The 20472-nt window shown below is 74.0% G+C and carries 18 protein-coding genes and 1 riboswitch; of the genes, 4 read left to right on the top strand and 14 right to left on the bottom strand.

What is annotated here, in order from left to right:
• Window positions 1-121: 121 nt before the first annotated feature.
• From ACIGHB_RS21410 to ACIGHB_RS21400, 3 genes are all read right to left on the bottom strand, one after another.
• Complete coding sequence (locus ACIGHB_RS21410; protein WP_399915122.1) at window positions 122-772, bottom strand: HNH endonuclease family protein; 651 nt, start codon at window positions 770-772, stop codon at window positions 122-124.
• A gap of 1045 nt (window positions 773-1817) precedes the next feature.
• Window positions 1818-2486, bottom strand: coding sequence for an HAD-IA family hydrolase (locus tag ACIGHB_RS21405; RefSeq protein WP_399915120.1), 669 nt, complete (start codon window positions 2484-2486; stop codon window positions 1818-1820).
• A 177-nt stretch (window positions 2487-2663) separates the two neighbouring features.
• Entirely contained in the window at window positions 2664-3515 is an 852-nt protein-coding gene (locus tag ACIGHB_RS21400; RefSeq protein ID WP_399915118.1) for a peptidoglycan-binding protein, read from the bottom strand.
• 494 nt (window positions 3516-4009) lie between these two features.
• Between ACIGHB_RS21400 and ACIGHB_RS21395 the strand changes: the two genes are divergently transcribed.
• Window positions 4010-6154: a DHA2 family efflux MFS transporter permease subunit gene (locus ACIGHB_RS21395; RefSeq protein ID WP_399915115.1), complete on the top strand. Its 2145-nt coding sequence runs from the start codon at window positions 4010-4012 to the stop codon at window positions 6152-6154.
• Window positions 6155-6296: 142 nt separating this feature from the next.
• Complete coding sequence (locus tag ACIGHB_RS21390; protein WP_399915113.1) at window positions 6297-7127, top strand: hypothetical protein; 831 nt, start codon at window positions 6297-6299, stop codon at window positions 7125-7127.
• 28 nt (window positions 7128-7155) lie between these two features.
• Here the strand turns inward: ACIGHB_RS21390 and ACIGHB_RS21385 are convergent, their stop codons facing one another.
• The 5 genes from ACIGHB_RS21385 to ACIGHB_RS21365 form a co-directional block, all read right to left on the bottom strand.
• Window positions 7156-7644 carry a GNAT family N-acetyltransferase gene (locus ACIGHB_RS21385; protein ID WP_399915111.1) on the bottom strand — a complete coding sequence of 163 codons (489 nt, stop codon included), beginning with the start codon at window positions 7642-7644 and terminating at the stop codon, window positions 7156-7158.
• Between the two features lie 33 nt (window positions 7645-7677).
• Complete coding sequence (locus tag ACIGHB_RS21380; protein WP_190223561.1) at window positions 7678-8004, bottom strand: antibiotic biosynthesis monooxygenase; 327 nt, start codon at window positions 8002-8004, stop codon at window positions 7678-7680.
• A 76-nt stretch (window positions 8005-8080) separates the two neighbouring features.
• Window positions 8081-8767: an O-methyltransferase gene (locus tag ACIGHB_RS21375; protein WP_399915109.1), complete on the bottom strand. Its 687-nt coding sequence runs from the start codon at window positions 8765-8767 to the stop codon at window positions 8081-8083.
• Window positions 8768-8807: 40 nt separating this feature from the next.
• Window positions 8808-9890: a DUF2330 domain-containing protein gene (locus ACIGHB_RS21370; protein ID WP_399915107.1), complete on the bottom strand. Its 1083-nt coding sequence runs from the start codon at window positions 9888-9890 to the stop codon at window positions 8808-8810.
• 198 nt (window positions 9891-10088) lie between these two features.
• Window positions 10089-11348, bottom strand: coding sequence for a cytochrome P450 (locus tag ACIGHB_RS21365; protein ID WP_399915105.1), 1260 nt, complete (start codon window positions 11346-11348; stop codon window positions 10089-10091).
• Between the two features lie 268 nt (window positions 11349-11616).
• Here ACIGHB_RS21365 and ACIGHB_RS21360 point away from each other — a divergent pair, with 268 nt between their 5' ends.
• Both ACIGHB_RS21360 and ACIGHB_RS21355 read left to right on the top strand, forming a co-directional pair.
• Window positions 11617-12795, top strand: a complete 1179-nt coding sequence (locus ACIGHB_RS21360) for a steroid 3-ketoacyl-CoA thiolase (RefSeq protein ID WP_360311455.1) — start codon at window positions 11617-11619, stop codon at window positions 12793-12795.
• 209 nt (window positions 12796-13004) lie between these two features.
• The gene (locus ACIGHB_RS21355; protein ID WP_399915102.1) at window positions 13005-13469 is read left to right on the top strand and encodes a hypothetical protein; all 465 of its coding nucleotides are present in this window, start codon (window positions 13005-13007) and stop codon (window positions 13467-13469) included.
• A 105-nt stretch (window positions 13470-13574) separates the two neighbouring features.
• On the opposite strand, the gene ACIGHB_RS21350 is transcribed toward ACIGHB_RS21355, so the two are convergent.
• The 6 genes from ACIGHB_RS21350 to ACIGHB_RS21325 form a co-directional block, all read right to left on the bottom strand.
• The gene (locus tag ACIGHB_RS21350; RefSeq protein WP_360311459.1) at window positions 13575-13976 is read right to left on the bottom strand and encodes a transglycosylase SLT domain-containing protein; all 402 of its coding nucleotides are present in this window, start codon (window positions 13974-13976) and stop codon (window positions 13575-13577) included.
• Between the two features lie 309 nt (window positions 13977-14285).
• Window positions 14286-15164, bottom strand: coding sequence for an ECF transporter S component (locus ACIGHB_RS21345; RefSeq protein ID WP_399915100.1), 879 nt, complete (start codon window positions 15162-15164; stop codon window positions 14286-14288).
• Window positions 15161-16957: an ABC transporter ATP-binding protein gene (locus ACIGHB_RS21340; protein ID WP_399915098.1), complete on the bottom strand. Its 1797-nt coding sequence runs from the start codon at window positions 16955-16957 to the stop codon at window positions 15161-15163. Before ACIGHB_RS21340 ends, ACIGHB_RS21345 begins: the two co-directional genes overlap by 4 nt.
• A complete protein-coding gene (locus tag ACIGHB_RS21335; RefSeq protein WP_399915096.1) occupies window positions 16954-18324 on the bottom strand; it encodes an energy-coupling factor transporter transmembrane component T in 1371 nt (456 codons plus the stop codon). The genes ACIGHB_RS21340 and ACIGHB_RS21335 overlap by 4 nt, the downstream gene beginning before the upstream one ends.
• A complete protein-coding gene (locus tag ACIGHB_RS21330; protein WP_360321040.1) occupies window positions 18321-18983 on the bottom strand; it encodes an SCO2322 family protein in 663 nt (220 codons plus the stop codon). The genes ACIGHB_RS21335 and ACIGHB_RS21330 overlap by 4 nt, the downstream gene beginning before the upstream one ends.
• Complete coding sequence (locus tag ACIGHB_RS21325; RefSeq protein ID WP_360321043.1) at window positions 18980-20236, bottom strand: prenyltransferase/squalene oxidase repeat-containing protein; 1257 nt, start codon at window positions 20234-20236, stop codon at window positions 18980-18982. The genes ACIGHB_RS21330 and ACIGHB_RS21325 overlap by 4 nt, the downstream gene beginning before the upstream one ends.
• A gap of 75 nt (window positions 20237-20311) precedes the next feature.
• Window positions 20312-20452, bottom strand: a riboswitch (cobalamin riboswitch).
• Window positions 20453-20472 lie beyond the last annotated feature (20 nt).

Genomic DNA, 20472 nt, shown 5'->3' with positions numbered 1-20472 from the left:
CAGCGCTTATGGAGCGCTTATGTGGCACTTCTGGGGCATTTCTGGGGCACTTCTGTGGCACTTCTGTGGCGCTCATGTCGTGCGTTGCGGGCGAAGCGCTGTGGCGTCAAGGGTCGTGTGATCAGCAGCCGTTGAGGACGGACTGGAGGGCGCTCTTCTCCGCGGAGTCGACGCTGAGCCCGTAGTGGTGCTTCACGTGCACCCAGGCGCGGGCGTACGTGCAGCGGTAGGCGGTGCGCGAGGGCAGCCACTCGGCGGGGTCGAGGTCGCTCTTCGCCTGGTTCACGTTGTCGGTCACGGCTATGAGCTGCGGCCGGCTGAGGTCGTTGGCGAACGCCTGGCGCTGGCTGGTGCTCCAGGAGTTGGCGCCCGAGCGCCACGCCTCGGCGAGCGCGACGACGTGGTCGATGTCGAGGTCGGAGGCGGCGGTCCAGGTGGCGCCGTCGTACTGCGAGTACCAACTGCCGCTGACGGAGGCGCAGCTGGAGTCGGTCACGACGCCCGAGCCGTCGCGCTTGAGGACGGTCTCGCGGGTGTTGCAGGCGCCGGACTGGGTGATCCAGTGCGGGAACAGGTCGCGGTTGTAGCCGGTGAGGGAACCTTCCGCCTTGACCGTGAGGGAGGCGAGGTAGGTGCGGGCGGTCGCGGCGCTGACCGGGGTCGGCATCGCGGCCTGTGCGGAGGGCGCGATGGTGACGAGGCCGGTGAGGGTGAGGGCGGCGGTGGAGGCGAGCACGGCGGCTCGACGCGCGTAGACCTTGCCGACGGACATGGGGAACTCCCTTGATTCGATGGGACCGTGGCGGTTCGGCCGGCCCCGTGCGGTACCGGGCGGCGCCCGGTCATCGTGGCGGCGCGAGGTTTCGCTGGGGGGTGCGCCAGGTAACAGAGTGGCGACATGGACACGTCACATCAAGGGGTGTGACGTGTCCTGACGGAGCGTCGGATTCCGCCGGGTGACGCGTCGTTCCGGGGGCGGGCGGCGGGGGATGAGCCGGGGCTGGGGCCGGGTCTGGGGCTGCGGAGTGGTCGCGGGTGCCCGGCGTGGCGCGTGAGGGCGGTGTGGCGGTGCCTGGCGTGGGTGGGGAGTGGTGACGGCCCCGTCGGTGGGTGATTTGCCGGTACGACTCCGAGGGTGAGCGTCCCGCCCGGCGCACCGCCCCGCGGCAGGCGGGCCCGACGGCGGGGCGGCCTGAAGGGCGCGGGCGCGGGGCTGGGCCGACGTACGGCCAGCCCGTTCTGCGCGACGGCCCGCCGACGTGGGGGTGTCGTCCGGCGGGGCAGGGCGGGGCGGGTGCCGGGTGCCGGGTGCCGGGTGCCGGGTGCCGGATGCTGGGTGTCGAGTGCCGGGTGTCGGGCGTGTCGTCCGGTGGAGGGAGTCCGGCTGTGGGCGTGTCGCCGAGTGCGGCGCCGTGCGGCAGGCGGCTCGGGCGGGGTCGTCCGGATTGGCTGGGCGGGGTTCGCGCCCTGTCGGCGCGCGGCGCGGACGGTGGGCCGGTCGGGGTCAGGGCCCCGCTCCGGGCGGCGGGTCTTCACGCCCGGTAGCGGCAAGCCACGGAACAGGGGCCGGCCGTCAGCTCCGCCCCCTCCTCAGGCGCGGCAGTGGCACCACGCTGTCAGGCTCCCGCTCACTTCTCCGCGCGCCCTGCGGGCAGGCTCCCCGCTCGCGCGTCCGCACGCCAAGCGGCAGGCTTGCCCCCACACGCCCGCACGCCCACCGTCAGGCTCGCGCCCACACGCCCGCACGCCCGCCGCCAGGCGCCCATCCGCGCGCCCGCAGCCCGCTCTACGCGCCCGGCCCCGCCAGGCGCGCGGCCTCAAGCCCCCGCGGTGCTGAGCGTGATCGTCCCGTTGGGGTCGCTGGTGACGTGGAGGGAGGTCAGGTCCTGGACGTGGAGGTCCGGGGACTGGGCCGCCGCGCGCGGGCCCACGCCCACGACCCGCATGCCCGCGGCCTTCGCCGCCTGGATGCCCGCCTCGGAGTCCTCGAAGGCCACGCAGTCGGCCGGGTCGATGCCCAGCTCGGCGGCGCCCTTGAGGAAGCCCTCCGGGTCCGGCTTGCTCGCGCCGACCTGCTCGGCGGTCACCCGGGTCACCGGCATCCGCAGGCCCGCCGCGCCCATCCGGGCCTGCGCGAGGGCCTCGTCCGCCGAGGTGACCAGGGCGTGCGGGAGCCGCGCGATCGCGTCCATGAAGGCGGGGGCGCCGGCCACCGGCACGACGCCGTCGACGTCGGCGGTCTCCTCGGCGAGCATCACCGCGTTGTCGGCGTGGTTCTCGGCCATCGGGCGGTCGGGGAGGAGGACGGCCATCGTGGCGTAGCCCTGGCGGCCGTGCACCACCTTCAGGACCGCGTCGGCGTCCAGCCCCTGCCGGTCCGCCCAGCGGCGCCAGCAGCGCTCCACGACGGCGTCCGAGTTGACCAGGGTGCCGTCCATGTCGAGGAGGAGGGCGCGGGCGGTGAGCGTTGCCGGGGTGGCGGCCATGGGGGTCTCCAGGGGGGTGGTGCGGAGAACGAAGCGGTCCCGCCCGCCGGTCAGGGGGTGCGGGCGGGGCCACTTTGTTTCTTCACGATACAAAACCGAGGGCGGTCTTGGCCACTCGCCCCCCTGATCCCTCCCTGATCCCGCCCTGATCCCTCCCTGATCCCGCCCCGGCCTCCGTCAGCGGTGGTCGTAGTCGTAGTAGTCCTCGGTGGCGTCCTCCAGCGCGCGCCGGGTGTGCGGTCCGTACACACCCTCCGGGTCCTTCGGTCGCCAGAAGCGGTGCTGGTACTCGATCAGCGCTTCGCGCACGTCCTCGTCGAACACGCCGTCGGCCTCCCCCAGGTACACCCACAGGATCCGCAGGCGCATCTGGAGCTCCTGCACCTCGGGCCCGGTGTCGCCGATGCTCAGGGTTGCCCCCGCGGGTGCGTCCGTGCGGGAAGGGGTGGCGGAAGCGGTCGTCGGGGCGGCGGAGGTCGCCGCGGCCGTGGTCGGGCTCGTCGCCGAGGGCGCCGCGCTGCCGGTCGCGGACGGCGAACCGGTGGCCGTCGGCGCCGCCGTCGCGGACACCGGACCCGAGGCGGAGGGGGAAGCGGAGGTGGAGGAGGAAGGGGACGGGGACGCCGACGACGGCGTCGGGGTGGAGGTCGGGGCGGACGTGCTCGGGGACGGCGTCCGCGAGGGCGTGCGGCTCGGCGCCGGGGCGCCGGAGGCCGTCGTCGCCTCCGGTGCGGGGAGGTTCAGCGACGCGCTGGTGACCACCTCGGGGGCCAGCGACCGGTCGTCGGTCTCGCCGCCGCCCAGTACGGCCGCGGCCAGCGCGGCCGTGCCGACCACCGCCACCGCCGCGACACCCACGATCACCCCGCTGCGCCGTCGGCCCGACCGCCCGCTCCGCACCTCGGCCTGCGCCGCCCCGGAGCCCGCCGCCCCGCCGCCGGGCCCGCCCAGCAGCAGCGGCATCGTCTCGTCGACAGCCCCGCCCTCGGAGCCGTACACAGGGGAGTCGTACGCAGGGGAGCCATGCACAGGAGAGTCGTACGCGGGGGAGCCGTACGGATCGGTCTGCGGCCGGCCACCGGCCCCAGCCCCTGCCCCCGCCCCCGACACCGGCCCCGTCCCCGCCCGGATGACCCTCAGCTGCGTCGTCGGCGGATCGGGTTCGCCCACCACCCCCGGCCCCGCACCGGGAGCCCCGTCCAGCCCCCCGTCCAGCCCCCCACCCGGCGGTTCCTCCTGCGCGTCCAGCGTCACGTACGGCCTGATGCGCAGCGGGTCGAAGTCCTCGGCCGCCGCCAGTTCCGCGCGGGCGCAGGCGCAGCCCGGTCTCTGTCCACCGCATTCAGGACATGCCTGTCCAGTCATGATCTGTCCCCTCCCCAAGCAACTGGCAGTGATTATGCAGGCCACCCCCCTCACCGCCCCCGCCGCCGGGTGAACACACGGACCCCTCCGCAGGCCATTTCCGGACATTCGACTCAGGATGGAGATCACGCCCGGCAGCGACGCGCAGGGAGACGCCCATGGCCCAGGAGACCAGCCCGCCCGAGCCGCCTCAGCCCCAGCAGCCCCAGCAGCCCCCGCAGCCGCCTCAGCCCCCTCCGCCGCCTCGGCCCGCCGGGGAGCCCGAGCCCACCCCCACCCCCACCGAAGCCCACACCCACCGCGCCGTCCTCGTAGCCATCGGGGCGCTGCTGCTCGGCATGCTGCTCGCCGCCCTCGACCAGACGATCGTCTCCACCGCCCTGCCGACGATCGTCAGCGAACTCGGCGGCATGGAACACCTCTCCTGGGTCGTCACCGCCTACATGCTCGCGTCCACCGCCGCGACCCCGCTCTGGGGCAAACTGGGCGACCAGTACGGGCGGAAGAAGCTCTTCCAGGCGGCGATCGTCCTCTTCCTCATCGGTTCCGCACTCTGCGGCGTCGCGCAGGACATGCCGCAGCTCATCGCCTTCCGCGCGGTCCAGGGCCTCGGCGGCGGCGGGCTCATGGTGCTGTCGATGGCGATCGTCGGGGACCTCGTCTCGCCCCGGGAGCGCGGCAGGTACCAGGGGCTCTTCGGCGCCGTCTTCGGCGCCACCAGCGTCCTCGGACCGCTGCTCGGCGGGCTCTTCACCGAGCACCTCTCCTGGCGCTGGGTCTTCTACATCAACCTGCCCATCGGCGTCGTCGCCCTCTTCGTCATCGCCGCCGTCCTGCACATCCCGGTCCCCTCCACCCGCCACACCATCGACTACCTCGGCACCTTCCTCATCGCCTCGGTCGCCACCTGCCTGGTCCTCGTCGCCTCCCTCGGCGGCACCACCTGGGCCTGGGGATCCCCGCAGATCATCGGCCTCGCGGTGCTCGGCGCCGTCCTCCTCGTCTGCTTCGTGGCCGTCGAGCGCCGGGCCGCCGAGCCGGTCCTCCCGCTCAAGCTCTTCCGGATCCGGACCTTCACCCTCGTCTCGGTCATCAGCTTCGTCGTCGGCTTCGCGATGTTCGGCGCGATGACCTACCTGCCGACCTTCCTCCAGGTCGTCCAGGGCGTCACCCCCACCATGTCCGGCGTCCACATGCTGCCGATGGTCGTCGGCATGCTCCTCACCTCGACCGTCTCGGGCCGGCTCGTGTCCAGGACCGGCCGCTGGAAGGTCTTCCCGATCGCCGGCACCGGCGTCACCGCACTCGGCCTGCTCCTCCTCAACGAGCTGACCGAGACGACGCCGACCTGGGAGATGAGCCTCTACTTCTTCGTCTTCGGCGCCGGGCTCGGCCTCGTCATGCAGGTGCTCGTGCTCGTCGTGCAGAACTCCGTCGGATACCAGGACCTGGGCGTCGCCACCTCCGGCGCGACCTTCTTCCGCTCCATCGGCGCGTCCTTCGGCATCGCCGTCTTCGGCACGATCTTCACCAGCCGGCTCACCCGCAAACTGGAGGACGTCTTCGCCCGCGCCGCCGAGGCCGGTACGGAGCTCCCGCCGGGCACCGGACCCGGCCAGGTCGCCGCCGACCCGCGCGCCATCGCACAGCTCCCGCCCGCGCTGCGGCCCGAGGTCCTCCACGCGTACGCCACCTCGATCACGGACGTGTTCCTGTACGCGGCGCCGGTCGTCCTCGTCGCCTTCGCCGTCGCCTGGTTCCTCAAGGAGGACCCGCTCCGCGCCTCCGTCACCGCCCCCGACACCAGCCAGACCCTCGCCTCCAACCCCGTCGAGCGCTCCTCGTACGAGGAGGCCGCCCGCGCGCTGTCGGTGCTGGGCTCCCGCGAAGGGCGCAGGGAGATCTACGTGAAGATCACCGCCCGCGCCGGGCTCGACCTGCGCCCCGCCTCCAGCTGGCTGCTGCTGCGCATCCGCCGCCACGGCACCGTCGAGCCCGCCCGGCTCGCCGAGGCCGCCCCCGTACCGCTGCGGGTCATCACGGACGCGGCCCGGGAGGTCGAGGAGCGGCGCCTCGCCCGGCGCGAGGGAATTCAGCTGGTCCTCACCGAGGAAGGCGTCCTGACCGCCGTGCGCCTCGCGGCGGCCCGCGAGGAGTCCCTCGCCGAACTCCTCGGCGACTGGTGGGGACCCGACCGCCCCACCGACCTGGTGAAACTGGTCGAGGAGCTCGACGCCGAGCTCTGCGGCTCCGACGCGGAACGCCCCCGCGCCCCGGAACCGCCCCGCGACCACCGGGCCTGAGGCCACGAACGCGTCCTGAGGCCGCGAACGCGTCCTGAGGCAAACCAGGATGACGGGGTCTCAGGGCCGCTCGGTACCCTGACCTGCCGAAGATCGATCCACGGGTACGCAGCTACCCGGACGAACAGGGGGAACGGGCGCGATGAGCAGCCACGAACCAGGCCAGGGCCGACCGCCGCAGGGATACCCGCAACAGGGACACCCGCCGCAGGGATACCCGCAGCAGGCGCCGGGTTACGGGGCCTACGGCGCCCCGCCGCCGCCGAACACTCCGCCGCACCACACCCCGCAGGGCCGGCCGCCGTCCCACAGGGGCGCCTGGATCGGCGCGGCGGCGACGCTGGTGGCGGCCCTGATCGGCGTCGTCGGCACCTACCTGGTGAACACGCGCGACGACCGCCCCGAGGCGGCCCCGGCCCCCGCGCCGACCTCGGCGACCCCGACCCCGACCCCGACCCCGACGGCCGACGACAAGGCGGCGACGGAGGCCACGGCCACACCCACCCAGGAAACGCCCCAGACGCCCACCCCGCCCCCGTCCACGGCACCGCCGGCCACCACCACGCCGTCCGGGCCGCCGCCCGACACGGTCGCCTGGCAGGGCACGCTGGTCATCACCTACGTGGACGACAAGGACCTCGACGCGACGCCGCCGGTCGAGTCCGAGATCAACAGCGACAACGACTTCGCCGTCTACCCCTTCGGCGACCACATGCTGCGCCCCGACAACGGCGCCAAGGCCCTCGTGTGGAAGGGCTCCGCGAAGGCGCCGTCGTACGCCGACTGCGCGGGTGTCGTCGACACCCAGGCCACCTCGAACGAGATCCGGATCAAGACCGGCCTGCACATCTGCGGGCGCACCGGCGAGGGCCGCCTGGTCCGCCTGACGGTCAAGGAGATGGCCGGCCAGGCGAGCGACACGAACGCCACCTTCGACGTCGTCGTCTGGACCGATTCCCGGACGGGCTCCTAGCCGGCCCGACTCCTGGCCGGCCCGACTCCTAGCCCAGCTCTTTGCCGTACCAGATCTCCATGTACGGCCCCGAGCAGTACGCCGGGATCTCCCCGTACCCGCGCCGCGCGTACAGCGCCCGCGCCTCCACCAGGTCGAGCCGCGTGTTGAGGACGGTCCTGCGGGCGCCGAGCGCGCGGGCGGCCCGCTCCAGGCCGTCCATCAGCAGGTCGGCGCCGCCCAGGCCGCGGAAGGTCGGGCGGATGAAGACCCGGGTCAGCTCGGCCCGTTCGCCGTCCAGGAGGACGATCCCGCCGCAGGCGGCGGCCTTCCCCTCGTACCGCCCGACCAGGAACTCCCCGGCGGGCGGCGCGAGAAGCGCGAGCCCCTCGTCGATCATCGCCTCGTCGTACTCGTCCTCGGACAGCACACGGCCGTAATAGCGTCCGGCGACATCGCCGAAGTAGTCGCGGCGCAGCGAGGTGGCGTCCGGGGTGTCGACGCGCTCGGGGGAGAAGGTCCAGGTCATGCGGGCCATTCTGCGACCCGCACGACCGGCCGCGCCTCCGGATTACTTCGGCGACGCCTGCTGCACGACCTCGAACGACCACAGGGTGGACCCGGACGCGGCGGGCTTCGGCCGCTCGCCGCCCTCACCGCCGGCGGTGCCCTGGTGGGCGGCCTTCATCGAACCGTTCATCCAGTTCTGGAAGTCCTCCTCGCTCCGCCAGCGCGTGTACACCAGGTACTGGTCGGTGCCCTCCAGCGGCCGCAGCAGCTCGAACCACTCGAACCCGTCCGACCCCTCCACGGCCCCGGCCCGCGACGCGAACCGCTGCTCCAGCACCTCCCGCTGCTCGGCGGGGACGGTCAGGACATTGATCTTCACGATGCTCATGGGAGGAAGGATATGACCGGTACCTCCCCTCGGTGTCGGTGGGGACGGTCAGGAGGGGACGGTCAGGGGGTGACGGTCAGGACGTCACGCGGGCGAGGAGGAGGCCGTCGTGGCCCTTGGTGCCGACCGTCTGGATCGCGGTGGCGTCGAGGCGGGGTTCGTGGGCGACGAGGTCGAACATGGCGCGGGTGCCGGTGATGGCGGGGTCGGCCGGGTCCTCGGTGGCGACGCGGCCGGCGCGGACGACGTTGTCGACGACGATCAGGGTGCCGGGGCGGGAGAGTTCCAGGGCCCAGGTCACGTAGTGCGGGTTGTTCACCTTGTCGGCGTCGACGAAGACGAGGTCGAAGGGGCCGGCGCCCTCCTTCGCGAGGAGCGGGAGGGTGTCGAGGGCCGGGCCGGTGCGGACCTCGACGCGGTCGGCGAGGCCCGCCCGGGCGAGGTTGGCGCGGGCGACCTCGGCGTGCCGGGGGTCGTACTCCAGGGTGATCAGGCGGCCGTCCTCGGGCAGGGCGCGGGCCAGCCAGATCGTGCTGTACCCGCCGAGCGTGCCGATCTCCAGGATGCGCCGGGCCCCCTGGACGCGGGCGAGGAGGTTCAGGAGCTTGCCCTGGTTGGGGGCGACGGCGATCTCGGGGAGTCCGGCGGCCGTGGAGTCGGCGAGGGCCGCGGTGAGCGCCTCGTCGGCGGGGACCAGCAGGTCGGTGAGGTAGGTGTCGGTGGCGGTCCACCGGGGGTCCGGCGTGTTCGGTGTGTTCGGCATGAAGGGACGGTACTGGGCGGGGTCGCTCGGTCGCTGGGTGTCACGCGGGTGTCGGTGTCCGGCGGCGGCGGTTCGCCCGTACGGTGAGGAGCACGGCCGTCACCGTGACCGCCGCGCCCAGGCCCGTCGTCAGCAGCCAGGCCGGCATTCCGGCGACGGTCAGCAGGCGGTCCCGGTAGACCACCCGGCGGTACGGGGTGTCGGCGACCGCGCGCAGGACGTGGTCGTCGTCGATCCGGGACGGGTCGGGGAACCGCTGCTCCAGGACGGTGAGATGGGCGGGCGCGCCGCCGGTGAGCGCGGCGACCGGGCCGTCGGGGCGGTCGACGCGGCCGGAGAAGGTGACCTCGGGGGTTTCGCCGCCGATCGTCGCGCGGGGCTCCATGCGGTGGTCGGCGAGGATCGACAGGCCGAGGGTCTGGGAGGTGGCGGCGAGCCGGGAGAGGCGCATGGGGTAGACGAGTTCGGTGGAGGCGAAGGTGATGCGGAGTGGCGTGAGTTCGCCGTACAGGTGCTCGCCGCGCTCCTCGGGGGCGAGGCGGATGGCCACGTACTCCCACTTCCGCTCGACGTACGGCCGGAGTTCGGGGGTGAGCCGGTCGGGCAGCTCGAAGCCGTGGGTGCGCAGCCAGGTGCCGAGGGCCTCGGGGTCGGTGGCGGTGAGGCGGGCCACGTCGAAGGGGCCGAGCCGTTCGCGGCCGACGACGCCGACGGAGGCGCCGGGTGCCGCGCCGGCGGAGGCGCCGTCGCCGTAGCCGGCGTCGAAGGGCCAGTCGTCCTCGCGGGGCCAGAAGTAGGTGCGTTCGCGTTCCTCGGGGGCGGTGAGTTCTTCGAGCCGGTCGAAGAGCCCGGGGTCGCCGAGGGTGACGTCCGCCCGGTGCGGCACCGGCATGATCCAGGCGGCCTGGCGGGCGTTGCCGTGGACGCGGAAGCGCATGACGACGGTCTCGTTCCGTCCGTCCCAGTGGACGGCGGACTCCTCCCGGTCGACGCCGATGCGCTCGGACGGGCGTGTGATCATGGCGCCGCAGCCGCAGGCCCAGGCGGGCGCGACGAGCGAGCCGAGCTGGAGCGCGAGCAGCGCGACGAGTGTGGTCAGGATTCTGTGTGTGGTCCCCCGCATGTCCGGTCGGACGTGCGGGGGCGGTCGGCGGTTCCGGACGTCGCCCCCGTACGTCCGGTGGTTCCGGAAGTCGCCCCCGTACGTCCGGTGGTTCCGGACGCCGCCCCCGTAAGTCCGGCGGTTCCGGACGCCGCCCCCTGTACGTCCGGTGGTTCCGGACGCCGCCCCCGTGCGTCCGGTGGTTCCGGACGTCGGTCGTCAGGCGGGTGTCGTGGTGCGGACGCGGAGTTCCTTGACGCCGTTGAGCCAGGCGGCCCGCAGCCGGCGCGGTGTGCCGGCGAGGGTCAGGTCCGGCAGGGCGTCGGCGACGGCCTCGAAGATCAGCTCGATCTCCTTCACGGCGAGGGCCTTGCCGAGGCAGAAGTGGGGGCCGCCGCCGCCGAAGCCGAGGTGCGGGTTGGGGTCGCGGGTGATGTCGAAGGCTCCCGGGTTCTCGAAGACCTCGGGGTCGTTGTTGGCAGAGGAGTAGAAGAGGCCGACGCGGTCGCCGCGTTTGATCTTCTGGCCGCCGAGTTCGGTGTCCTGGGTGGCGGTGCGCTGGAAGGAGACGACGGGGGTGGCCCAGCGGACGATCTCCTCGGCGGTGGTGACGGGCCGCTCGCGCTTGTAGAGCTCCCACTGGTCGGGGTGGGTGAGGAAGGCGTGCATGCCGTGGCTGATGGCGTTGCGGGTGGTTTCGTTGCCGGCGACGGCGAGCAGGAGGACGAAGAAGCCGAACTCGTCGGAGGAGAGGTTGCCTTGGCCCTCGGCGGCGACGAGCTGGGAGACGATGTCCTTGGCCGGGCACTCCTTGCGCGCGGCGGCCATGTTCATCGCGTAGCTGATGAGCTCCGTGGCGGCCTCGACGCCGACCTCCTCGGTGATGGCGTACTCGGGATCGTCGTACGCCACCATCTTGTTGGACCAGTCGAAGATCCGGGAGCGGTCCTCCTGGGGGACGCCGATGAGTTCGGCGATGGCCTGGAGGGGCAGTTCGACGGCGACCCGGGTGACGAAGTCGAAGGTGCCGTCCGGGTCTTCGGCGGCGGCGGCCTTCGCTTCGTCGGCGATCGCGCGGGCGCGGGAGCGCAGGACGGTCTCCAGGCTGCGGATCGCGCGCGGGGTGAAGCCGCGCTGGACGATCTGGCGGACCCTGGTGTGCTCGGGCGGGTCCATGTTGAGCATGATCAGCTTCTGGACCTCGATCTGGTCGCGGTCGATGTGCTCGTTGAAGCGGATGACGGCGGTGTTCTCGTGGGAGGAGAACAGCTCGGGGTGGGTGGAGACGTACTTGACGTCCGCGTGGCGCGTGACGGCCCAGTACCCCTCGTCGTCGAAGCCGGTGACGCCGCGCGGCTGGGGACACCACCAGACCGGCGCGGTCTGCCGCAGCTCCGCGAACTCGGGGAGCGGGACGCGGCTGAGCAGCAGGTCGGGGTCGGTGGCGTCGAATCCTTCGGGGAGGTGGGGGCAGGTCATCGGCAACACGCTCCAATATCTGATGGCCCATCAGAAGTTGCCGGAAAGGTAGTAACGAGTTCTACAACTGGCAAGAGGTGCGGGCGGAATGCGCCCCCGGCGCACCTCCGGACCTCCCCTCTTCGCGGAACTCCTGGCTTCCGGACCCTTGCGTACCGGCGGTAGCAGTCATAAGACTTCACTCAGAACTAGAACGCGTACTAGTTCTCCCATGACGCCGACCGGCGGGTGCCGGGACACCCCGCCCGGTCGAGGAGAGGACCAGCTCATGGCCGCGGAACCCGTCATCGTCGAAGCCGTACGCACCCCCATCGGCAAGCGCGGAGGCGCGCTCGCCAACCTCCACCCCGCCTACCTCCTGGGCGAGACCTACCGCGAACTCCTCGGCCGCACCGGCATCCCCGCCGACTGCGTCGAACAGATCGTCGGCGGCACCGTCACCCACGCCGGCGAGCAGTCCATGAACCCCGCGCGCACCGCCTGGCTCACCATGGGGCTGCCGTACGAGACCGCCGCCACCACCGTCGACGCCCAGTGCGGCTCCTCGCAGCAGGCGAGCCACATGGTCGCCAACATGATCGCGGCCGGGGTCATCGACGTCGGCATCTCCTGCGGCGTCGAGGCCATGTCCCGCGTCCCGCTCGGCTCCGGCTCCAAGCACGGGCCGGGCAAGCCCTTCCCCGACGAGTGGAACGTGGACCTGCCCAACCAGTTCGAGGCCGCCGAGCGGATCGCCCGCCGCCGCGGCCTGACCCGCGAGCGGGTCGACTCCCTCGGCGTCATCTCCCAGGAGCGGGCCGCCGTCGCCTGGTCCGAGGAGCGGTTCAAGCGCGAGACCTTCGCCGTCCAGGTCCCGACCACCGAGGAGGAGCAGCACGCGGGCCAGGGCATGTGGCGCCTCGTCGACCGCGACGAGGGGCTCCGCGACACCAGCATGGAGGGCCTCGCCCGGCTGAAGCCGGTCATGCCCACCGCCGTCCACACCGCCGGGAACTCCTCCCAGATCTCCGACGGCGCCGCCGCCGTGATGTGGGCCTCCAAGCGCATGGCCCGCGCGCTGAAGCTGCGCCCCCGGGCCCGGATCGTCGCCCAGGCGCTGGTCGGCGCGGACCCGCACTACCACCTCGACGGGCCCGTCGACGCGACCCGCGCGGTCCTCGGCAAGGCCGGCATGTCCCTCCGGGACATCGACGTGGTCGAGATCAACGAGGCGTTCGCCTCGGTCGTGCTGAGCTGGGCGCAGGTCTTCGACAAGGAGCTCGACGGCCTGGAGAAGGTCAACGTCAACGGCGGCGCCATCGCCCTCGGCCACCCGGTCGGCGCGACCGGCGCCCGGCTGATCGCCACGGCGCTGCACGAGCTGGAGCGGGCCGACAAGGAGTTCGCCCTGGTCACGATGTGCGCCGGCGGCGCGCTCGCCACCGGGACGATCATCCAGCGGCTGTAGGCGGCTCCATGTGACCTGGCAGGGGTGCCCGGGAAACCGCGGGGTCCCGCGCCTCCGCGACGGAGGCGCGGGACCCCGCGCCTGTGGCTGTGCCCGCATCCGTATCCGTATCCGTGCCTGTACCTGTACCTGTAGCCGTGCCTGTGTCCGCGCCGCAACCGGCCGGGGTTCCCTCCGCGTCCTTCCGGGGACCGATCAGAGGGGGATGGATGACCACGCGGAAGTTCTCGTTACTCGCTGTCGCCGGCGCCGGCGCCGCCGTCATCGGCTGTGCGGCGCTGGTGGGGTGCACGCAGGAGGCCGCCCCGGGGGACGGGCGGACCGAGCGGCAGGTGGCGGAGGCGTACGTCGCGGCGCTGAACGGCGAGGACGTCGGGGCGCTCGTGAAGCTGGGGCCTCCGGGGTACGAGGGGGTTGAGGCGGACGCGCGGGAGCTCCTGGCCGCCGACGGGGGGAAGGGGCTGAAGGTCGAGAGCGTCGAGGTGTCGCACGAGTTCGGCGACGACGTGGCGAGCGCGCGGGTCCTCGGCGAGGAGGAGGGCGGCAAGCCCTTCTCGACGTACGTCCAGCTCGCCCGGCAGGACGGCTCCTGGGTCGTGGTGCTCGGGCACGCGCCGGGGGCGGCTGCGGGGAAGGACGGCGCGAGCCCGGCGTCCACGGAACGGCCGGAGTAGCCCCGGAGTGGCACCGAGGCCGCCGAAGCCGGAAACGCCGCAGGCCCCGCCCCTCCGTGAGGAGGGCGGGGCCTTGCGGGGTGCGCGGGTGCGGCGTGGTGACTCTTAGTACCAGCCGTTGGCCTGCCAGAACGCCCAGGCGGCGTTCGGGGAGCCGTAGCGCTCGTTCATGTAGTTGAGGCCCCACTTGATCTGGGTGGCCGGGTTGGTCTTCCAGTCGGAGCCGGCCGAGGCCATCTTCGACGCGGGCAGGGCCTGGACCAGGCCGTACGCGCCGGACGACGAGTTGGTCGCCTTGAAGTTCCAGCCGGACTCGTGCGAGACGATCTTGCTGAAGGAGGCGAACTGCGAAGCGGGGACGATGTCGCGGGCGAGCTCCTGCGGGCTGGCGGCCGAGGCCGTGCCCGTCGTGCCGAGCACCGCACCGGAGGCGCCGACGAGGACGGCGGCGGTGGCGGCGAAGGTCTTCTTGCGGGCGGCGGCACGAGTGGCGATCGAGCGGAACAAAACGTCTACCTAACGTTCGGGGACTGGGTCTCGCCGGGCGTCACGGCCGTTTCCGACCGTTTTCGGCATGCCGGAACCAGGGCCCGGGGAACCCGGGAACTGGGGGGAACCGGCCTGCCGCGGTGCTTCGCTGTGCGAGCACCTGCTGCCTGGCGACGTCCACTACAGAAACAAATCCCCGGGGGCGGCGCAATGACCCCCTGTACGAGGGAGGTTCGGACTCACCCCCTCGGCGGGAGGGACCGACGTGGGGGTGTTTGCGCAGGTCACACCCCATGATGGGCGTTTTGTGTGACTCGTCCCGTTCTACTATTTCGGGTCGTACGTGACGTGGGTCCTATGAGGCGCCTCACCCGGAGGCCCCTCCTCGGGCCCCTCGAATGTGACCTGGGCCTCGAAGTTCGCCCGCCGCGTGGCCCTCCGCAGCGCCCGCAGCAGCGGCCCGCCGACCGTGAGGGTGAGGACCACGGTGAGCACGGCCCTGCCCAGGTCCCAGCCGAGGGACGTGGCGATCAGGAAGGCCAGGAAGCGGACCAGGTTCTCGCCCGGCGGATCCCCCGGCACGAAGGAGATCCCGGTGCTCAGGCCGCCGACCGTCACCCACCCGTACAGATTGGTGACCGTGCCGTACGCGAACGCCGCCACGAAGCCGTACGCGGCCACCATCAGCCGCTCCGGCCGCCCGCGGACCCCCGAGGGCAGCAGCCCCGCGCCCATCGCGAACCAGCCCATGGCCAGCATCTGCGTCGGCATCCACGGCCCCACCCCGCCCGTCAGCAGCGCCGACGCGAACATCGTGACCGCCCCGAGGACGAAGCCGAAGCCCGGCCCGAGGACCCGGCCGCTCAGCACCATCAGGAAGAACATCGGCTCCAGACCGGCCGTGCCCGCGCCCAGCGGGCGCAGCGCCGCCCCCACGGCGGCCAGCACCCCCAGCATCGCCACCGCCTTCGCGTCCATCCCGCAGTCCGCGATCGTCGCCACCACGACGGCGATGAGGAGGGGAAGGATCAGCGCGAAGAGCCAGGGCGCGTCGGCGGCGTGGTCCGTCACGGCGGAGCCGGCGTCCGCGAAGAGCGGCCAGCCGATGCCGATCAGGCCGACGAGGGAGACGAGGGCGAGCGCGGCGACCGAGCGCGGGCCGAGCCTGATGGGGTGGGTCCGTACGGAACGGGCACGGGTGCTCACGCGCGCAGCGCCCCTTCCACCTGCTCGACCGTGAGCCACGGCTCGGGCGCCAGGATCTTCGAGACCTGGGGGGCGAAGGCCGGGGACGAGACGACGACCTCGGCCACCGGGCCGTCCGCGACCAGCTCGCCGCTGGCGATGATCACCACCCGGTCGACCAGCTCCGCCGCGAGTTCCACGTCGTGCGTGGCCAGCACGATCGCGTGTCCGTCGGCGGCGAGCGCCCGCAGCCGGGCGACCAGCCGGCCCTTCGCCGCGTAGTCCAGGCCGCGGGTCGGCTCGTCGAGCAGGACGAGCGGCGGCCGGGCGGTCAGCACCACCGCGAGCGCCAGCGCCAGGCGCTGCCCCTCGGACAGGTCCCTGGGGTGCGTGCCGTCGGCCACGCCCGGTACGAGCTCCGCCACCAGCGCCCGGCAGGTCCCCGGCTCGGCGCCCGCGTCCGCGTCGGCGGCCTCGCACTCCTCGGCGACGGTCTCGGCGTACAGCAGGTCCCTCGGCTCCTGCGGCACCAGGCCGACGTGGCGGATGAGGGTCCGGGGGTCGGTGGTGTGCGGGGCGAGCCCGGCGACGCGGACGGTGCCGGAGGTGGGGGCGATCATGCCGACGAGCGTGCCGAGCAGCGTGGACTTCCCGGCGCCGTTGCGCCCCATGAGGGCGACGGTCTCGCCCGGCCGGACCTGGAGGTCGACCCGCCGGAGCGCCTCGACCCGGCCGCGCCGGACGGCGAGGCGGTCGAGGTCGGCGAGGGGCGCGGCGGGGTCGGCGACGGGCGCGGCCGGCGCGGGGCGGGTGTGGCCGCGGCGCCGCCGGAACAGGGCGCCGGGCCGCCCGCGACCGGACGCGAGCCCCGCGCCTTCGGTACGACCTCCGGCCGCCGCACCCGCGGCAGTGCCTTCGGTCGTGTCCCTCGCCGGGCTCGTGGCCGCGGCCGTGATCGGGGTTTCCGCCGTGCCGGTGACCGCCGGGCCGGCCGTGCGCGGGGCCTCCCGGCCCGCCAGCCGGTTCCGCAGGTCCGCCGATCGCCGGCGGGCGTCCCGGACGGTCAGGGGGAGGGGGTCCCAGCCCGCGAGGCGGCCGAGGCCGACCACCGGCGGGTACACGGGGGAGACGGCCATGATCTCCGAGGGCGTGCCGAGAACGGCGTCCGGCAGGAGGAGGACGCGGTCGGCGTACTGCACGACCCGCTCAAGCCGGTGCTCGGCCATGAGGACCGTGGTGCCCAGGTCGTGGACGAGCCGCTGGAGCACCGCCAGGACGTCCTCGGCCGCCGACGGGTCCAGGGCGGAGGTCGGCTCGTCGAGGACGAGGACCTTCGGGTGGGTGGTCAGCACGGAGCCGATCGCCACCCGCTGCTGCTGGCCGCCGGAGAGCGTCGCGATCGGCCGGTCCCGCAGCTCGGCGAGGCCCAGCAGGTCCAGGGTCTCCTCGACGCGCCGCCGCATCACCGCGGGGGCGAGCCCCAGGGACTCCATGCCGTAGGCGAGCTCGTCCTCGACCGTGTCGGTGACGAAGTGGGCGAGCGGGTCCTGCCCGACCGTGCCGACCAGGTCGGCCAGCTCGCGCGGGTGGTGGGTGCGGGTGTCCCGGCCGTCGACCGTGACCCGCCCCCGCAGCGTCCCTCCGGTGAAGTGCGGGACCAGCCCGGAGACCGCCCCGAGCAGCGTCGACTTCCCGACGCCCGACGGCCCGACCAGCAGCACCAGCTCCCCCTCCGGCACCGTGAGGTCCACCTTCCGCAGCGTGGGCCCGGCGGCGTCCTCGTACGTCACCGAGACGTTCTCGAAGCGGATCACGCGGGCGGCTCCTCGCGGGCGGGGGGTACGGGGGCGATGACGGCGGGCAGCAGGCCGGGGAGGACCGACAGGGCGGGCCAGAGCGGCAGCTCCGGGGCGACGAGGGGGACGACGCCGGGGTGCAGGGCCTCGGGGGCGTAGGCGTTGGCGCGGATCATGAGGACGGCCACGGCGATGCCGGAGGCGGCGACCAGGCAGGAGCGGGGGCCGAAGCGGTCCGGGCGGTAGCGGGTGCGGACGCTCCGCCGGCCGCCGAGGCGGAGGCCGGCCACCGCCGCGAGGAGCCCCGCGGCGAGCAGCGGCAGCCCGTAACCGGCGCCCTGCGCGGCGAGCAGCCCGTACGAGCCGGCGCAGACGCCGAGCAGGCCGCCGAGGGTGAGGACGTTGGTGGTGCGGCGGACGGCCGGCGGGACCTGGGCGGTGCGCCCGTACCCGCGCGCGTCCATCGACGCGGCCACCGCGACCGACCGCTCCAGGGCTCCCTCCAGGACCGGCAGCCCGATGCGGAGCACGGCCCGCACCCCGCCGGTGGGCCGGCCGCGCAGCCGCCTCGCGGTGCGGAGCCGTACGACGTCGGCGACCAGGTTCGGCGCGAAGGTCATCGCGACGACGACCGCCACGCCCGCCTCGTACAGCGCGCCCGGCAGCGACTTCAGCAGCCGCGCCGGGTTGGCGAGCGCGTTGGCGGCGCCCACGCAGATCAGCAGGGTGGCCAGCTTGAGTCCGTCGTACAGGGCGAAGAGCACCTGCTCGGCGGTGACCCGGCCGCCGATCCGGATGCCCTGCGCCCACCCGGGCAGCGGCAGCTCGGGCAGCGTGAACAGTTCGTGCGCGCCGGGGATGGGGGAGCCGAGGGCCACCGAGAAGACGATCCGCAGGGCGACGACGAACAGGCCGAGCTTGACGAAGGCCCCGTACGACCGGGCCCAGGGCGCGTCGGTGCGGCGCGCCGCCACGACGTACCCGGCGACGCCGATGATCAGGCCGAGCAGCAGCGGGTTGGTGGTCCGGGAGGCGGCGACGGCGAGCCCGAGGGCCCACAGCCACCAGGCGCCCGGATGCAGCGCGTTGCCCCGGTCCGCCACGGGCGCCAGAAACCGCGCCCCCCACCCGGGCCGGCCGCCACCGGGCCGACCGCCGCCGAGGCGCCCGCCGCCGGGGCGCCCGCCGCCGGGGCGCCCGCCGCCGGGCCCGTCACCGGTCGTCCGGTCGGCGGTCGTCCCGTCACCGGTCGGCTCGTCGGCGGCTGGTCCGGCCGTGCCCGGCGCCTGCCGTGCCCGTGCCCGCAGGCTTCCGCTCACGGCGGTGGTGGCGCTGGTGGCGGTGGTGGCGGTCGGGTCCGCCGGGGTGTCGCTCGGGCGGGTCATGCGCGGCGGCGGGACTTCCACACGGCCGCGGCGCCGAGGACGAGGACGGCGCCGCCGCCGACGAGGAGGCCGAGCGACGGGCCGCCGTCGTCCTCCTCGGCCGCCTTCGGGGCGGCGGAGGCGGAGGAGTCGGGACCGTCGGCGACCGCCTCGCCGCAGCCCTTCTCCGGGTAGCCGGCGATGCCGCACAGCATCGCGGAGCTGTTGTAGCGGAGGGGCTTGGCGACGGCGGCGAGGGCGTCGGCGCTGGTGCCGCTCTCGGCGATCCGGGCGCAGCCCGTCGTCGGCTCGTCCTTCGGCGGGGTCTCGCCCGCGGGGGCGTCCTGCGGGGTGCCGAAGTCGACGACGACCGCGATCCGCTTCGTCCCGGGGGCCTTGTCGACGTCGGCGCAGACCGCGCCGAAGTCCGGCGCCGCGGTCGGCTTCGCCGCGTCGGCGGAGTCCTCGCTCAGGGCGAAGCGGAAGCCGATCGCCTCGCCGTCGGCGGGCCGGGCGGTCGCGGGGCCCTGGGTGGCGTAGGTCCACTTCCCCGCGTCGGTCTCCCAGTACGACCAGTACCGGTAGCCGGCGGCCTGGGCGGGGGCCGCCGCGCCGAGGGCGAGCAGCACCCCGGCCGTGCCGCAGGCCAGCGCGGCCGAGGCCCTCCTGCGGCGCGTCACTTCTTGCGGCCGCTCAGGAGGAAGCCGATGCCGACGCCGACGACCATGCCGATGCCGATGATCCACCAGACGTCGAAGCCGAGGAAGGAGTCGTCCTCCTCGTCCTCCGCGGCGGTGGCGGTGGTGTCGGGGGTCTTGGGCGTCGGGCCGGTCGCGTTCAGCGCCTCGACCAGGTCGACCTTGCCGAACTCGCGCGGGTCGGCCTCCATCGCGCGGGCGGCGAGGATCAGCTGCGCGTACGCGGCGGGGCCGGACTGCTTCGCCCACGGGGCCGCGTTCTGCTCCAGCCACTGGAGGGCGGGCTCCGCGAGCCGGGCGGTGCCGGCGGCGGCGAGGGCGACGACGGCGTCGGCGGTGTTGCCGAAGTCCGGCTTCGGCTCGGTGTCGGTGGCGCCCGGCAGCGGCGGGGTGGTCAGGTGCCCGGTCTGCACGAGCGCCTTCGCGAGGTAGGAGGCGCCGTTGAGGGCGGCCCGCTCGACGGTCGGCTCGGGGAGGTCGACGCAGGTCGGGGCCTGCGGCGGGGTGGCCTTCACGGCCGTGATGCCCTTGCCGAGCCCGGCGAGGGTGGCGGCGGCGGTCGCGTCCGCGTTGGCGAGCAGCTTGCCCGCCTTGTCCGGCTGGTACGCGAAGGCGCCGCCGTCCTCCTCGGAGCAGGGCAGCGCGAGCGCGAGCAGCGCGTCGTAGGGGGTGCGGCCCTGGGCGGAGGTGTACGAGCCGGGCTTGACGCCGGACGCGGCGAGGGCGCTGACGACGATGGAGGTCGAGTTGGCGTCGCTGGGGCCGCCGGGGGTGTAGCTCCAGCCGCCGTCCTTGTTCTGCACGCCGCGCAGCCAGCCGTAGCCGGTCTTGACCGCGGTGTCGATCTTCGTCGGGTCGGCGGCCTCGCGGCGGACCGCGCCGAGCGCCTGGAGGGCGACGGCGGTGGCGTTGGAGTCCCGCATGGTCGTGGCGTCGCAGGGCTTGGTGGTGTCCGCGCGGTACGAGGCGAAGGAGCCGTCGGAGCACTGCTGGCCGAGCAGCCAGTCCACGGCCTGGTCGGCCGGCTGGTAGCCGGTGGCGCGCTGGGCGAGGAAGGCGAGGGACTGGCGCCAGACGCCGTCGTAGGTCGGGTCGCCCTTGCCGTACAGGCCGGGCGGGAGCGCCGCGGCGGACGCGCTCGGCGAGGGGGCGGCGGTGGCGACGCCGGTCGCGGCGGTGCTGAGCACGGCTGCCGCTGCGGTGAGTGCGGCGGCGGCGCGGCGGACGCTGATCATGTGTGCCTCTCGTGCGGGCACCGGACCTCGGCGCCCCCGCGGGGCCCGCGTCCGGCGCCGTATTCCTCGACGGTGCCGGCGCTCACGTCCCGTGGCAGGGCGTTCCGACTCACCTGTTCTCGCGAACGGCTCACGGTTGCGGGTCAGTGCCGGAATCGCACCGGCTTTCCCCTGCTCGGGCATGAAGACGACCGGGCCACTCTACCGGCCCGTAGGTCCGCCTCCCCGGCGTGGGA

Source organism: Streptomyces sp. NPDC085460, from assembly GCF_044541975.1.
Taxonomy (GTDB): domain Bacteria; phylum Actinomycetota; class Actinomycetes; order Streptomycetales; family Streptomycetaceae; genus Streptomyces.
Note: the sequence above shows the minus strand (reverse complement) of the source record. Positions and strands in the feature narration are given on the sequence as shown.

Bases quoted from the DNA above. Each gene is read 5' to 3' on its own strand.
- ACIGHB_RS21335 (WP_399915096.1), bottom strand. From the start codon at position 18,324: ATGACCCGCCCGAGCGACACCCCGGCGGACCCGACCGCCACCACCGCC.
- ACIGHB_RS21355 (WP_399915102.1), top strand. From the start codon at position 13,005: ATGACCACGCGGAAGTTCTCGTTACTCGCTGTCGCCGGCGCCGGCGCC.
- ACIGHB_RS21385 (WP_399915111.1), bottom strand. From the start codon at position 7,644: ATGGCCCGCATGACCTGGACCTTCTCCCCCGAGCGCGTCGACACCCCG.
- ACIGHB_RS21325 (WP_360321043.1), bottom strand. From the start codon at position 20,236: ATGATCAGCGTCCGCCGCGCCGCCGCCGCACTCACCGCAGCGGCAGCC.
- ACIGHB_RS21360 (WP_360311455.1), top strand. From the start codon at position 11,617: ATGGCCGCGGAACCCGTCATCGTCGAAGCCGTACGCACCCCCATCGGC.
- ACIGHB_RS21365 (WP_399915105.1), bottom strand. From the start codon at position 11,348: ATGACCTGCCCCCACCTCCCCGAAGGATTCGACGCCACCGACCCCGAC.
- ACIGHB_RS21390 (WP_399915113.1), top strand. From the start codon at position 6,297: ATGAGCAGCCACGAACCAGGCCAGGGCCGACCGCCGCAGGGATACCCG.
- ACIGHB_RS21405 (WP_399915120.1), bottom strand. From the start codon at position 2,486: ATGGCCGCCACCCCGGCAACGCTCACCGCCCGCGCCCTCCTCCTCGAC.
- ACIGHB_RS21395 (WP_399915115.1), top strand. From the start codon at position 4,010: ATGGCCCAGGAGACCAGCCCGCCCGAGCCGCCTCAGCCCCAGCAGCCC.
- ACIGHB_RS21375 (WP_399915109.1), bottom strand. From the start codon at position 8,767: ATGCCGAACACACCGAACACGCCGGACCCCCGGTGGACCGCCACCGAC.
- ACIGHB_RS21410 (WP_399915122.1), bottom strand. From the start codon at position 772: ATGTCCGTCGGCAAGGTCTACGCGCGTCGAGCCGCCGTGCTCGCCTCC.
- ACIGHB_RS21380 (WP_190223561.1), bottom strand. From the start codon at position 8,004: ATGAGCATCGTGAAGATCAATGTCCTGACCGTCCCCGCCGAGCAGCGG.
- ACIGHB_RS21370 (WP_399915107.1), bottom strand. From the start codon at position 9,890: ATGCGGGGGACCACACACAGAATCCTGACCACACTCGTCGCGCTGCTC.